Source organism: Paracoccus sp. J55 (assembly GCF_000513975.1).
Lineage (GTDB): Bacteria > Pseudomonadota > Alphaproteobacteria > Rhodobacterales > Rhodobacteraceae > Paracoccus.
Window position 1 is genome coordinate 25923 of record NZ_AZVA01000021.1, and the last position, 13731, is coordinate 39653.

Consider the following 13731-nt stretch of genomic DNA (forward strand, 5'->3'; position numbering starts at 1 on the left):
CTCAGGCTGCCAGACGCTGCGACAGGTCGATCATCCGCTGCACGGCCAGCCGGGCGCGATCCGCGACCTGGGGATCGACCTCGACCACGCCGGTCATGGTGTGCAGCGACCAGAGCACCTTTTCCAGGGTGATCTTCTGCATGTAGGGGCACATGTTGCAGGGCCCGAGGAATTCGACCTCGGGATTGGCGTCCGAGATGTTCGAGGCCATCGAGCATTCCGTGACCAGCATCACCTGCTTCGGCCGCTCGGCCTCGACCCAGTCCTGGATATTAGCGGTCGAGCCGGCATAATCGGCTTCGGCCACCACCTCGGGCGGGCATTCGGGATGGGCGATGATCTTCAGCCCCGGATTCCAGTCGCGGAAGTCGCGCAGGTCCTGCGCCGTGAACTGCTCGTGCACGATGCAGGCCCCGTCCCACCAGACGATGCGCTTCTGCGGCACCTTGTTGGCGACGTTCTGCGCCAGCCACTTGTCGGGCGTCATGATGATCGTCTCGGCATCCAGCGCCGCGACGATCTGCGCCGCATTGGCCGAGGTGCAGCAGATGTCGGACGCCGCCTTCACCTCGGCGGTGGTGTTGACATAGCTGACCACCGGCGCGCCGGGATAGCGGGCGCGCATCTCGGCGATGCCCTCGGCGGTGATGCTTTCGGCCAGCGAGCAGCCGGCCTCCATGTCGGGCATCAGCACAGTCTTTTGCGGGTTCAGGATCTTCGAGGTCTCGGCCATGAAATGCACGCCGCATTGCACGATCACCTGTTCCTCGACCTTGGTCGCGGCGATGGCCAGCGCCAGGCTGTCGCCCACCACGTCCGAGATGCCGTGATAGATCTGCGGCGTCATGTAATTATGCGCCAGCACCACGGCATTGCGTTCCTTTTTCAGCTTGTTGATCGCCGCGACATAGGGCGCATGGATCGCCCAGTCCGGCCAGGGCATGACGCGGCCCATCCGCGCATGGACATCGGCCATGCGCTCGGCAAGCTCGAGCGAGGGCTCGAGATCGTAATGCGAGCCGAGCTCGCTGCGGATGGTCGTCAGATCGAGCATTGGTCCCCCCACTCTGCCCGCGTCGCTGTCACCCCCGGGATATAATGCGACCGGCCCCGGATACCAGAGCCGTCAGAGCCCGTGAGTCGGGTTTCCTAACGGAAGGATGACGTTGGGGCAACGCAAATGCTACAGCGCAGCGAAGGCATGGGCAGTCCCCGGCCCTTCGCGCCGGGCGATCGGCGCCAAACGGCGCGGTTCGGCCCGGGCCGTCTGGACCTCCCGCCGTCCTGCGGTAAAAAGAACGGCGAAGTGATCGGGTTCCCAGGCCATGCAAGAGTTTCAAGACAGTTCCCAGGTTCCCCCCAGCCTGCGCAACCTCCAGATCCTGGAAGTGCTGGCCCGCGAAGCCCGGCCGCTGACCGCGACCGAGATCAATGCCAGCCTGGGCCTGCCCAAGCCGACCATCCACCGCCTCGTCGCCACGCTCGAACACGAGGGCTATCTGTCGCGCCAGCTCGACGGGCGCAGCTATCTGCCCGGCGACAAGCTGCGGCAGATGATGCTGGGGGTGATGCATGCCGCCCAGTTCGACCTGCCGCGGCATGACGTGCTGGTGCGGCTGTTCGCCTCGGTGGGCGAAACCTGCTCGATCTCGATCCCGGAAGGGGATTCGCTGGTCTATGTGGACCGGGTCGAGACCAGCTGGCCGCTGCGATTGGTGATCCGCCTGGGCACCCGCGTGCCGCTGCATGCCACCGCCGCCGGCAAGGTCTGTCTGGCCCATATGAATCCGCAAAGTCTCGAGCATTTCCTGCGCCATGCCCGGCTGCAGGCGCATACCCCGAACACCTTCGCCACCGCCGAAAGCCTGCGCGAGGAACTGGCCCGCATCCGCGCGCAGGGCCATGCCACCGACGAGCAGGAGTTCATTCCCGGCATGATCGGCGTCTCGGTGCCGGCGCTCGATGCGCGGGGGCGGGTGCTGGCGGCGCTGACCTTCCACGCGCCGGTCGAGCGCATGCCGATGGCGGTCGCCCTGACCCATCTGCCGGCGCTGAAGCGTGCGGCAAGCGAGCTGGCCGCGCTGGCCTGAACGGCTCAGCCCGCCCAGACGGCCGGGATCAGCCCGCGCAGCGCATTGCCGACCCACAGCCGGACGCGCGGCAGATCCCCGGCCGGCAGCACTTCCTCGCGGCAGGCGCCCTCGGCCAGCATCCCCGCCCGCAGCACGCCCGGCAAAAGGCCGCAGGACAGCGGCGGGGTGCAAAGCCCCTGCCCGCGGTCGAAGAAGACGGTGGTGACGGTGCCGTCGCAGACCTCGCCGCGCTCGTTCAGGAAGATCGCCTCCTCGATCCCCTCGGGCAGCGCGGCGCGGGCGGCGTCGTAATGCGCCCGGCGTGTGGTCTTGAGCCGCAGCCAGGGATCGCCCGAGCGAAGCCGGGTGCCGGCCAGCGCCAGCCGCCATTCCGGGCGCGACTGCGGCAGGGGCGCACGCGCCACCTCGATCCGCCCCAGGCGGTCCAGCGTCAGCCGCAGCCGCGCCGGATGGCCCTCGGGCGCGACCAGCGCGGCGCGGGCGGCCTGCGCGTCGCAGGGCCAGCCGAGCGCCCGCGCCCCCGCCGCCAGCCGCGCCAGATGCCCCTCGATCCGCGGGCAGCCGGCGCCGTCCCACAGCACCGTCTCGATCAGCCGCAGTTCGGGGTCGTCAGATCCTGCGCGTAGCGGGCTTTCCATAGCGCCTCCTCCCATTCGCCTTCCGCGGTCGAATCCTGCACCACGCCGCCGCCGACATTCAGCATGACCTCGCCATCCGGCCAGACCGACAGCGTGCGGATCGCCACCGAGAAACAGGCCGCCCCGTCCGGGGCCATCCAGCCGATCGCGCCGCAATAGACCCCGCGCGGAAACGGCTCGACCTCGCGGATGATCTGCATGGCGCGGATCTTGGGCGCGCCGGTGATCGAGCCGCAGGGAAACAGCGCCCGCATCATCGCGCCCAGATCGGCCGGCTGCGCAAGCTGACCGACCACGCGCGAACTCATCTGGTGCACGGTGGCGAAGCTGTCCACGGCGAAAAGCTCGGGCACCCGCACCGAGCCCAGGCGCGAGATGCGGGCAATGTCGTTGCGCAGCAGGTCCACGATCATCAGGTTCTCGGCCCGGTTCTTTTCCGATGCCGCCAGCGCCGCCGCCAAGGCCGCGTCGCGCGCCGGATCGGGGTCGCGCGGCGCGGTGCCCTTCATCGGCCGCGCCTCGATCCGGCCCTGCGCATCGAGGCGGAAGAACAGCTCGGGCGAGCGCGAGACCACCACCGGCCCCTGTCCCAGATCGGCATAGGCGCCGAATCCGACCGGCTGGCGCGCGGCCAGCGCGGCGTAAAGCTGCAGCGCCGAGCCGGAGACCAGGCGCGAGCCGATGGGAAAGGTCAGGTTGATCTGGTAGCAGTCGCCGGCCGCGATATAGTCGCGGGTGCGGGCAAAGACGGCCGCGTAATCCTGTTGCGAGATCATCGGCTTCAACGGTGCCAGCCGGGCCGCGTCCCCCGCCGGCAGCGGCGGCGCCGGTTCGGGCGCGTCATGGACGGCGAAAGCCATAAGCGGCGTGCGCCGGTCCGCCGGCATCTCGCGCGCCAGCACCGGCTCCAGCGCATAGCCCAGCTCATAGGACAGGTAGCCCGCGATCCAGGCCCCCTGCCGGCGCCGGGCCTCGAGATGGCCGAGCGCGGAGGCCACATCCTCGGGGCGGGTCACCACCAGCAATTCCCGCGGGTCCCGGAACAGGACCGGCCCGCCGTCAGGACCGAATTCGCAAAGGATCACGCGCGCCTCCATTCTCGGGGCGCGAGGTAGCATAGGCGGGACGGCGGGAACAATGGCCGCGATGGGAGCGGCGCGACAATGCGGCGGAAGGCGGGGGTTCCGGGCTAGAGCGCCAGCGCCACCCAGGCGCCGTTGCGCTTGCCGGAGCGCAGGCAGGCATCGACGAAGGCCACGCCCTCCAACCCCTCGCGGATGCCGGGAAACGTCACCGCCGGGTCGGGCGCCCTGCCCTCGCGACGGGCGAGGATGGCACGCGCCGCCTCGGCATAGATATTCGCGAAACCCTCCAGATAGCCCTCGGGATGGCCGGCGGGAATGCGGGTCAGGCGCGCGGCTTCAAGCCCCGTGCCGGCGCCGCCGCGCGACAGCCGATAGCGCGGCCGGCCCAGCGGCGTGACCCACAGGGCATTCGGCTCCTCCTGCGCCCATTCGATGCCGGCGCGGCTGCCATAGACCCGCAGCCGCAGCGCGTTCTCGCAGCCCGAGGCGACCTGCGAACACCACAGCATCCCGCGCGCCCCGCCCTGGTAGCGCAAGAGCACATGGCCGTTGTCGTCGACCGCCCGGCCCGGCACGAAGCTGTGCAGATCGGCGGCCAGCGCCTCCAGTTCCAGCCCGGTGACGAAGGCGGCCAGGTTGAAGGCATGGGTGCCGATGTCGCCGATGGCCCCGCCCGCGCCGGATCGCGCCGGATCGGTGCGCCAGCCGGCCTGCTTGTTGCCCGCCTGCTCGATGGGCTCGGCCAGCCAGTCCTGCGCGTATTCGACCTGCACCAGCCGGATCTCGCCCAGCTCGCCTGCCAAGGTCATGGCGCGGGCCTGCCGCACCATCGGATAGCCGGTATAGTTGTGCGTCAGCACGAACAGCGCATCCGAGCCTTCGGCCGCCTTGGCCAGCTTGCGCGCCTCGGGCAGGGACGCGGTCAGGGGCTTGTCGCAGATGACATGGATGCCGCGCTTCAGGAAGGCGCGGGCGACGGGGGCGTGCAGGTGGTTCGGGGTGACGATGGCCACCGCCTCGACCCCGTCCTTGCGCCGCGCCTCACGCATCGCCATCTGCGCAAAATCGCCATAGGCGCGGCTCACACCCAGCTCTGCCGCCGAGGCCGCGCTTTTTTCCGGCGTCGAGGAAAAACAGCCCGCGACCAGCTCATACCGGTCGTCGATGCGGGCGGCGATGCGGTGCACCGCGCCGATGAAGGCGCCCTGCCCGCCGCCGACCATCCCAAGGCGGATGCGGGGCGCGCGGCGGGCCTGCGCGGGAACGGTCTGGGTCATGCCATGCTCCTTGCAAGGTGTCCGGCGGCGGCAGGGAGGAGAGGGCCGCCGCCGGATCGGTTGCGCCTAGACAGCGAGGCTGAGCCCGGCCTCGACCGAGGATTCCTCGGCCCGGTCCAACAGGCGTTGCAGCGCCGCGCCGCGGGCGAAATCGGGATCGGCCGCGCCCTCGCCCCGGATCGCGGCGATGAAGCGCTGGTAGATCGTCGGCACCGGCGGGCAGTCGACCTCGTGCCAGGCGGCGATCTCCAGGTCCGGCGACAGGCAGGCGCGCAGCCGGCTGACGCGGTTCTCGAAGCAGACCTCCAGCCCGCCCCGGTCGCCGTAGATCCGCAGCCGCAGGTCGTTCAGGTGCCCGGTGGCGAAGCGCGTCGCCGCCACCGTCCCCAGCGCACCGTTTTCCAGCACGATCTGCATGGTGGCGCTGTCATTGGCGTCCAGCACATAGTCCCCGATCCGCCCCTCCGGCGCCTTGTCGAAGGTCTTGAGCAGGCAGGAAACCTGCGCCGCGTCCTGCCCGGCGATGAAGGTGGCGAAATCGAGGATGTGGATGCCGACGTCGCCCAGCACCCCTTTGGAGCCATGCGCGGTTGAAACCCGCCACAGCCATTTCGGGTCGGTCCGCCAGTCGCCCCAGCTGGGCTGCGTCAGCCAGCTTTGCAGGTAGCTCGCCTCGAAATGCCGCACCGCGCCGATCTCGCCCGCGCGGACCATGGCCGCGGCCTTTTGCAGCGCCGGCACGTCGCGATAGCTGAGATTGACCATGTTCACCACCCCGGCCCGCGCCGCCGCATCGGCCATCGCTTCCGCATCCGCGGCATTGGTGGCCAACGGCTTTTCGCACAGCACATGCTTGCCCGCCGCCAGCAGCGGCATGGTGGTCGGATAATGCGCGGCATCCGGCGTCACGTTGGTCGCGGCGTCGAACCCGCCCCAGGCCAGCGCCTCGTCCAGGCTGGCAAAGCCGCGCGGAATGCCATGCTCGGCATTGAAGGCGGCCAACGGCCCGGGCCGCGGATCGACGCCGCCCACCAGCTCGACGCCGGGGATGGCGGCGAAGGCGCGGGCATGGTTCGCCGCCATGCCGCCGGTGCCGATGACGAGAAGCCGGACCATCAGCGATAGCCCTCCTCGCCGGCGGCGTGCAGCCTGGGACCGCGTTCCTCGATCGGCTCCAGCGCCTGCTCGACCGGGACATTGGGCGCGACGGTCGGCTCGGCCAGCCGCGCGGCCGGGTTATGCGCCCATTTCACCGCGTTCAGGATCACCCGCTGCACATTGGCGTCGTGATAGGTCGGATAGGTTTCGTGGCCGGGGCGGAAATAGAACACGTTGCCGGCCCCGCGCTTGTAGGTCAGGCCCGAGCGGAACACCTCGCCGCCCGCGAACCAGCTGACGAAGACGGTCTCCAGCGGCTCGGGCACGCCGAAGGGCTCGCCATACATCTCCTCGTGCTCCAGCTCGAAATGATCGGGCAGGCCGGCGGCGATGGGATGGTTGCGCGAGGTCAGCCAAAGCCGCTCACGCTCGCCCGCCTCGCGCCAGGTCAGGTTGCAGGGCGTGCCCATCAGCCGCTTGAAGGGTTTCGAGAAATGCGCCGAATGCAGGAAGATCATGCCCATGCCGGACCAGACCGCCTCGGCCACGCGCTCGACCACCGCGTCCTGCACCTCGCCATGGGCGCAATGGCCCCACCAGATCAGCACGTTGGTTTCGGCCAGCCTCTCGGCCGTCAGCCCATGCTCGGGGTCCTGCAGGGTCACGCTGCCGGCCGCGATGCCGGCGTCGCGGTTCAGCGCCGCGGCGATGGTGTTGTGCATGCCGTCCGGGTAGATCCCCGCAACGGTCTTGTTCTTCTGCTCGTGGACGTTCTCGCCCCAGACAGTGACTCGGATGGTCATTCATCGCTCCTTGTTGCTCCCCTGCGGGAGCGGTGGTGATTTCAGCGGATCGGCGCGTCGTTGGCGTCGAAACGGTGCAGGTGGCCCAAGCGCGGCGCCAGGCTCAGCCGCGTGCCCAGCGGCCGGGCCAGCTTGCCGGGCTGGCGCACGACCAGGGGCTCGGCCGCGCCGATCTCGACGAAAAGGTAATGGTCGGCGCCCAGATCCTCGGCATGGACGACCTCGCCCGACCAGGGGCCAGCCTCGACGATGTCGATATGCTCGGGGCGGATGCCCAGGGTGGCGCAGTCATGCGCATGCGCGAAACCGTCGGTCAGGAAGTTCATCCTGGGACTGCCGATAAAGCCGGCGACGAAGGTGGAGTTCGGCCGCTCGTAAAGCTCGGCGGGCGTGCCGACCTGCTCCAGCCTGCCGTCGCGCAGCACGGCGATGCGGTCGGCCAGCGTCATCGCCTCGACCTGGTCATGGGTGACGTAGATCATCGTCACGTCCTCCATGCCGTGATGCAGCCGGGCGATCTCCAGCCGCGTCTGCACCCGCAGCGCCGCGTCGAGGTTCGACAGCGGCTCGTCGAACAGGAACACGCGCGGGTCGCGGACGATAGCGCGGCCGATGGCGACGCGCTGGCGCTGGCCACCGGACAGCTGCTTGGGCAGCCGGTCCAGCAGATGCTCGATCTGCAAGAGCCGCGCCGCCTCGCGCACGCGGCGGTCGATCTCGGCTTTGCCGGCCTTGGCCAGCTTCATGCCGAAAGCCATGTTGTCATAGACCTTCATGTGCGGGTAAAGCGCATAGCTCTGGAACACCATGGCGATGCCGCGATCCGAGGGCACCAGGTCGTTCACCCGCTGCCCGTCGAAGAGCATGTCGCCGCTGGTGATCTCCTCCAGCCCCGAGACCAGCCGCAGCAGCGTGGACTTGCCGCAGCCGGACGGGCCGACGAAGACCATGAACTCGCCCTTGCGGATCTCCAGGTCGATGCCCTTGATGACCTGCAAGCCGCCATAGGATTTGGTGACGTTCTTCAACTCGATCTTGGCCATGGTTCAACCTTTCACGCCGCCGGCGGTCAGGCCCGCCACGATCTTGCGCTGGAAAATGAGGACGAGGACGATCAGCGGCACCGTGACGATGACCGAGGCGGCCATGATCGGACCCCAGGGGATCTCCTGCTCGGAGGCGCCCGAGAGCAGGCCGATGGCCACCGGCACGGTGCGCATGCTTTCGGTGCTGGTGAAGGTCAGCGCGAACAGGAACTCGTTCCAGGCGCCGATGAAGGCCAGAAGCCCGGTGGTCACCATCGCCGGCCACAAGAGCGGCAGGAAGACGCGGGTGATGATGATCCAGGGGCTGGCGCCGTCGACGATCGCCGCCTCCTCGATCTCGACCGGCAGGTCGCGCATGAAGGTCGTCAGCACCCAGACGGTGAAGGGCAGCGTGAAGATTGTATAGGACAGGATCATCGCCCAATGGGTGTTGAAGATGCCCAGAAAGCGCACCAGCTCGAACAGCCCTGCCAGAACCGCGATCTGCGGGAACATCGACACGGCCAGGATGGTCATCAGCAGCAGCCCCCGCCCCCGGAACCGCACCCGCGCCAGCGCGTATGAGGCGGTGACGCCCAGGAACAGCGACAACCCGACCGTCAGCGTCGCGATGATCAGCGAGTTGCCGATGGAATAAAGGAAGTTCCTCGACCCCAGCACCGCCTGGTAGTTGCGCAGGTCGAATCCCGAAGGCAGGTAGTTCACCCGAAACAGCGCCGTCCCCGAGGCGAAGCTGGTCACGACGGCATAGTAGAAGGGAAAGACCGAAAAGACGACGATCACCACGACCAGCGCGTAAAAGCCGATCTGTTTCAGCAGCTTGTGACGGGTCATTTCGAGCCCTCCCCGCCCAGGTCCACGCGGCCGAGCCAGATATAGGCGCTGACGAAGACGGCGATGATCGCGAAGAGCAGCGTCGATTGCGCCGCGCCATAGGCGAACTTGTCGAAGTCGATCATGTTCTCGCGGCTGATGACCGACATGGTCTTGGTGGCCGAGCTGTTCGGCGTCAGCACATAGATCAGGTCGAAGATGCGCAGCGCGTCCAGCATGCGGAAGATCACCGCCACCATCAGCGCCGGCTTGATCAGCGGCAGGGTGACGCGGAAGAACACCTTGACCGGATGGATGCCGTCGATCCGCGCCGCCTCGTAGATGTCGCGCGGCACCATCTGCAAGCCGGCCAGGATCAGCAGCGCCATGAAGGGCGTGGTCTTCCAGATATCGACGATCAGCACGGCGGTCATCGCGGTCTCGGTGCTGGCGGTCCAGGCGATCTTTTCGCCGATCAGCCCCAGCCGCAGCAGGATGTCGTTCAGGATCCCGAACTGGTCGTTCAGCATCCAGGCCCACATCTTGGCCGAGACGATGGTCGGGATCGCCCAAGGGATCAGGATGGCGGCGCGCACCAGGGCGCGGCCCTTGAACTCGGCATTCAGCACCAGCGCCACGATCAGGCCCAGCACCGTCTCGAACCCGACCGAGATCAGCGAGAAGCGGACGGTGTTCCAGACCGCGTTCCACCAGGCCGGATCGACCAGCGTGCCGCGCCAGACCACCCGCCCCGAGGACAGCGTGCGCATCGACAGGTAATTGTCGAAGCCGATCCACTCGCCGCCGTAAAGGTTCGACAGCGTGGTGTTGGTGAACGAGAACCAGATGGTGCGCGCCAGCGGCCAGGCCGCGACGCAGAGCAGCGCGAAAAGCATGGGGGCCAGGAACCAGAAGGCAGCCCTTTGCCGACGCTGCCGCAGGCTGGGACCGCCGGGGCGGCCCGCGATGGGGTCAGTCATGGGGGAAACTCCTCATCGGCCGCAGGGGCCGGTCGGGGCCGGCGCGAACCCGCCAGCCCCCGCAACGCGCCTTACCAGCCCGAGCCTTGCAGATCGGTCAGATCCAGCTCCAGCAGTTCCAGGTTCTCGGCCGCCGTGCCCTTGCCCGACAGCGTGTCATGCACGGCCGACCAGAATTTCGACGAGACCTCGTTATACTTGCTCTTGACCGGCCCGGAGGGGCGCGGCACGGCATTGGCGAAGACCTCTTTCCAGCGCGGGATCAGCGGCACCGCCTCGGCGATCTCGGGGTCGTCGTAGAGCGCGACCACGGTCGGCAGGTTGCCGTCCAGCAGCGCGCGGCGCTTCTGCGCCTCGGCCGAGGCGAGATAGAGCGCCAGATCGACCGCCGCCTCCTGCTTGGTCGAGAATTTCGACACCGCGACGTTCCAACCGCCCAGCGTCGAGGCCGATCCGGTCTCCTCCGAGCCCGCCGGCAGCGGCGCCACGTCGAACTTGCCCTTGACCGCGCTGTCCGCGCCCGCGCTCAGCGCGAAGGCATAGGGCCAGTTGCGCATGAAAACGGCGTTGCCGGTCTGCCAGACGCCGCGCGCCTCTTCTTCCTTGTGCGCCAGCACGCCGCGCGGGCTGATGGTGCCGATCCAGCTGGCCGCCAGTTCCAGCGCCGCCACTGCCTGCGGATTGTTGATCGAGACGGCGCCGTCCGCCTCGACGATCTGGCCGCCGCCAAAGGATTTCACCCATTCCAGCGCGTTGCAGGTCAGCCCCTCATAGGCATTGCCCTGCCAGACGAAGCCCCACAGGTCGCCCTGCCCCGCGGCCCGCTCGCCGTCCTGGATCAGCCTGGCGGTTTCGGTCAGCTCGGCCCAGGTGCCGGGCACCTCCTTGCCGTATTTCTCCAGCAGGTCCGCGCGGTAGTAAAGCGCCGGGGCATCGGTATAAAGCGGCAGCGCCACCAGCTTGCCGTCCGTGGTCTGGCTTTCGATGACCGAGGGGAAATGTTCGCCGACGATGTCCTTGGCCGCCTCGGACAGATCGACGAAATATTCGGAAAGCTGCGGCGCCCAGATTACGTCCGTCTGATACAGGTCAACGTCCCTGGTGCCCGCCGCCAGCCACAGCCGGTATTGCGCGAACTGGTCCGAGCTGGACTGCGGCATCGGCACCAGCGTCACGGTATGGCCGCTGCGTTCCTCCCAGGGCTTCACAAGCTCCTTGAAGTGCTGGGCCTGCTTGCCGACGCCGCCTGCGACATAGAACAGCTCGTCCGCCACGGCGGGCAGCGCGATGCCGCCCATCAGCGCGGCCAATACCACCGGACGCAGCGCCCCCCGGCTGAATTTCCCCATGAATTCCTCCCCTTTTTCAAGGTGCCTCCCCAGCACCAGCTTGCAATCCGGGCGCCTGCGCGCCTTTCTCAAATGCGATCCGAAACCTTTCGGTAATTCCTAGCGCATCGCGCTGTTCCGGTCAAGAATTCCGCCGGCACGCGAGCAGAAGCGGGCGGAGAACCGCAAGAGAGCGGCAAAAAACCATCGATTCCCGGGAAAAATTCGCTAAGGCGGGGCGAGATCGGCGGACCGGGATGCACACCCTTATGTCATGCGCTAACATCACCCTGATCGTTTCGGATGCCAGGTCGCTTTCGCGGCGCGAATCGGCCACAGCCTCGTCAAACCGGCCGCATCGGTGCGTTCCAAAACATTTCGGATATCAGAAGAAGCGACTTCGGGCAGGCCGCATGGAAGCGGCACCGCCCAGGGATCCTCGGCGCGGGGCGGGCCGGCGCCGCGCGCGTCAGCTTTCCAGCAGGCGCCGCAGGCTGGCCATGGCCCGCTCGCGGTCCTCCTGATAGCCGATCAGCCCGGCATAATCGCCGTCGCGGTCGAACAGCAGCAAGGTCGAGGAATGGTCCATGCTGTAATCCCCGCCCTCTTGCGGCGATTTGCGGGCATAGATGCGGAAGGCCTTGACCGCCTTGGCGACCTCTTCCGGCGCGCCCGAGACGCCGACCACGCCCGGCACCCACGAGACATATTCGCGCAACGCCTCGACCGTATCGCGCTCGGGGTCGACGGTGACGAAGAACACCCGCAGATCCTTGCCGGCCTCGCCCAGCTCCTCCTGCCAGCTCGCGACGTCGCCCAGCGTGGTCGGGCAGACGTCCGGGCAATGGGTGAAGCCGAAGAACACCGCCGAGGGCTGGCCCTGCAGCGTCGCCTGGGTGAATTCCGTGCCGTCCGTGGCGGCGAGGCGGTAATCGCCCCGACCCAGCGAGGCGGTGCCGGCATCGCTCAGCGAGCCCGAGCCCGCACGGGGCGCGACGAACTGGAACCAGCCCAGTCCGGCCAGCGCCAGCACCACCAGCGCCCAGAGCGCATAGCGCAAGGGACGCAACCCCGAGCCCCGCTTAATGTCCGCCATGTCCACCATCCTTTCCGCCGTGCTTGCCGGCATTCATCGGCCCGACCGTCATCGGCACCTCGACCTCGCCGGCCTTCTCGAAATGCAGCGTGACATTCACGGTCTCGCCCTCGACCAGCGGCTGCTTCAGCTCCATGAACATCAGGTGATAGCCGCCGGGCTTCAGTTCAACCGTCGCCCCGGCCGGGATCGGCAGGCCCTCGGCAAGCTGGCGCATCTTCATGACATCGCCCTCCATCGCCATCTCGTGGATCTCGGCCCGGCCGGCGAAATCGACGCTGGCCGAGACCAGCCGGTCGTCCGCGCCGGCATTGGCGACGGTCAGGAAACCGCCCGCCACCGGGGCCCCGGGGGGCGTGGCGCGGGTGAAGGACCCGCTCAGCGTCAGGTCGCCCAGCGTGATCGGCCCGGCCTTCGCATGGTCGCCGTGATCATGGCCGTGGCCATGCCCGACCTTGCCCGCCGTGACCGTCACGCCCGGGGCGGGGTTCGGGACTTCCTTGCTGCCGGTGACATCGATCCATTCCTCCTTGCCGTCCGCGCATTCCTGCACGGTCGAGAAATACAGCACCGTTCCCGGAGTCACATCGGCGCCGACCGTGCCGCGGATGACGAATTCGTCATACCAGTCGTCCTGCAGATCGCCGCCCGACCAGACCACCTCCCGCGTGCCCTCGGTCATCGGCGTGCCGTAATTGTCGAAGGGCTGGGCATAGGGGCCCTTGACCGTTTCCAGCGTCCAGCCGGCCTTGGGCATGGGCTTGGCATTGTAGAAGCCCTCGGGCAGCTGCACGCGCAGGGTGTTGGTCGCCTGGCCGTCGCAGCCATGGCCGATGCGGATCACCGCGCGATAGGCGGCGCCGGCGCGGGCCTCGGACTGCTCCAGCGTGGCATGGGCAAGGGCGGGCGCGGCGGCAAGGGCCAGCGCCGAGGCGCAGAACGCGCCAAAGACAGGGTTCTTCATGATCGTTCTCGTCTGAATAAGGGCGTGAACCGCCGGCCCGTGGCCGCGCGGATCGGAAAGCTCGGATCAGACGCGTGCCGGCGGTCCCCGCGCCGAGGGGACCAGCATCTCGACGCGATGCGGCGGGCCGGGCCGGTCCAGCGCCCGCGCCATGCGCAGCGCCTGCAACAGCGGCGTCGCAGCCGCCTGCATGGTGCCCTCCAGAAGCGGCTGGCCATGCGGTGCCCAGTCGCAGCCATGCGGATCGCCATGCGAGGCCTTGCCGGCCGGGACCAGGCTGCCATCGGCGGCCACGGCCATCTCGACCGGCCCCTCGCCCGAGCAGAGCACCACGGTGATGCTGCCCTGCGCGTCGCGGGCGACCATGGTGCCGGGCAGGATCAGCGAGAACAGCAGGAAGGGCAGCACCGCCAGCCAGCGGAACAGCCGTGCGCCGCGCGTCAGCCCTGCATTACGATATGCGCCCCGAACCTGCATGCGCGCAGCCCTGTCAGAAATCCGCGCCGCGCG

14 protein-coding genes are annotated in these 13731 nt (G+C 68.3%); 1 reads left to right on the plus strand and 13 read right to left on the minus strand.

Going from position 1 to position 13731, the window contains the following annotated elements; genetic code table 11:
• Nucleotide 1 precedes the first annotated feature (1 nt).
• The gene (nadA, locus tag PARJ55_RS0115385) at nucleotides 2-1054 is read right to left on the minus strand and encodes a quinolinate synthase NadA (protein WP_028713846.1); all 1053 of its coding nucleotides are present in this window, start codon (nucleotides 1052-1054) and stop codon (nucleotides 2-4) included.
• Between the two features lie 271 nt (nucleotides 1055-1325).
• Between nadA and PARJ55_RS0115390 the strand changes: the two genes are divergently transcribed.
• The gene (locus PARJ55_RS0115390) at nucleotides 1326-2090 is read left to right on the plus strand and encodes an IclR family transcriptional regulator (protein WP_028713847.1); all 765 of its coding nucleotides are present in this window, start codon (nucleotides 1326-1328) and stop codon (nucleotides 2088-2090) included.
• A gap of 5 nt (nucleotides 2091-2095) precedes the next feature.
• Here PARJ55_RS0115390 and PARJ55_RS0115395 read toward each other — a convergent pair whose 3' ends face one another.
• The 12 genes from PARJ55_RS0115395 to PARJ55_RS0115450 all read right to left on the minus strand — a co-directional run bounded on the left by PARJ55_RS0115395 (nucleotide 2096) and on the right by PARJ55_RS0115450 (nucleotide 13698).
• On the minus strand, nucleotides 2096-2731 hold the full coding sequence (locus PARJ55_RS0115395) for an aminotransferase class IV family protein (RefSeq protein ID WP_028713848.1): 636 nt from the start codon (nucleotides 2729-2731) through the stop codon (nucleotides 2096-2098).
• Nucleotides 2683-3816 carry an aminodeoxychorismate synthase component I gene (locus tag PARJ55_RS0115400; RefSeq protein ID WP_028713849.1) on the minus strand — a complete coding sequence of 378 codons (1134 nt, stop codon included), beginning with the start codon at nucleotides 3814-3816 and terminating at the stop codon, nucleotides 2683-2685. Before PARJ55_RS0115400 ends, PARJ55_RS0115395 begins: the two co-directional genes overlap by 49 nt.
• A 104-nt stretch (nucleotides 3817-3920) precedes the next feature.
• A complete protein-coding gene (locus PARJ55_RS0115405; protein ID WP_156929504.1) occupies nucleotides 3921-5093 on the minus strand; it encodes a Gfo/Idh/MocA family protein in 1173 nt (390 codons plus the stop codon).
• Nucleotides 5094-5159: 66 nt separating this feature from the next.
• Complete coding sequence (locus PARJ55_RS0115410) at nucleotides 5160-6209, minus strand: Gfo/Idh/MocA family protein (RefSeq protein WP_028713851.1); 1050 nt, start codon at nucleotides 6207-6209, stop codon at nucleotides 5160-5162.
• Nucleotides 6209-6994 (minus strand): ThuA domain-containing protein, encoded by a 786-nt coding sequence (locus PARJ55_RS0115415; protein WP_028713852.1) that lies wholly within the window; start codon nucleotides 6992-6994, stop codon nucleotides 6209-6211. Before PARJ55_RS0115415 ends, PARJ55_RS0115410 begins: the two co-directional genes overlap by 1 nt.
• Nucleotides 6995-7035: 41 nt before the next feature.
• The gene (locus PARJ55_RS0115420; RefSeq protein WP_028713853.1) at nucleotides 7036-8037 is read right to left on the minus strand and encodes an ABC transporter ATP-binding protein; all 1002 of its coding nucleotides are present in this window, start codon (nucleotides 8035-8037) and stop codon (nucleotides 7036-7038) included.
• A gap of 3 nt (nucleotides 8038-8040) precedes the next feature.
• Nucleotides 8041-8874 carry a carbohydrate ABC transporter permease gene (locus PARJ55_RS0115425; RefSeq protein ID WP_028713854.1) on the minus strand — a complete coding sequence of 278 codons (834 nt, stop codon included), beginning with the start codon at nucleotides 8872-8874 and terminating at the stop codon, nucleotides 8041-8043.
• Nucleotides 8871-9833: a carbohydrate ABC transporter permease gene (locus tag PARJ55_RS0115430; protein ID WP_028713855.1), complete on the minus strand. Its 963-nt coding sequence runs from the start codon at nucleotides 9831-9833 to the stop codon at nucleotides 8871-8873. Before PARJ55_RS0115430 ends, PARJ55_RS0115425 begins: the two co-directional genes overlap by 4 nt.
• Before the next feature lie 71 nt (nucleotides 9834-9904).
• A complete protein-coding gene (locus PARJ55_RS0115435; protein WP_036697565.1) occupies nucleotides 9905-11182 on the minus strand; it encodes an ABC transporter substrate-binding protein in 1278 nt (425 codons plus the stop codon).
• A gap of 448 nt (nucleotides 11183-11630) precedes the next feature.
• Nucleotides 11631-12257, minus strand: coding sequence for an SCO family protein (locus tag PARJ55_RS0115440; protein WP_028713857.1), 627 nt, complete (start codon nucleotides 12255-12257; stop codon nucleotides 11631-11633).
• Entirely contained in the window at nucleotides 12244-13221 is a 978-nt protein-coding gene (locus PARJ55_RS0115445) for a DUF1775 domain-containing protein (RefSeq protein WP_028713858.1), read from the minus strand. Before PARJ55_RS0115445 ends, PARJ55_RS0115440 begins: the two co-directional genes overlap by 14 nt.
• A gap of 66 nt (nucleotides 13222-13287) precedes the next feature.
• Nucleotides 13288-13698, minus strand: coding sequence for a DUF2946 family protein (locus PARJ55_RS0115450; RefSeq protein ID WP_028713859.1), 411 nt, complete (start codon nucleotides 13696-13698; stop codon nucleotides 13288-13290).
• Nucleotides 13699-13731 lie beyond the last annotated feature (33 nt).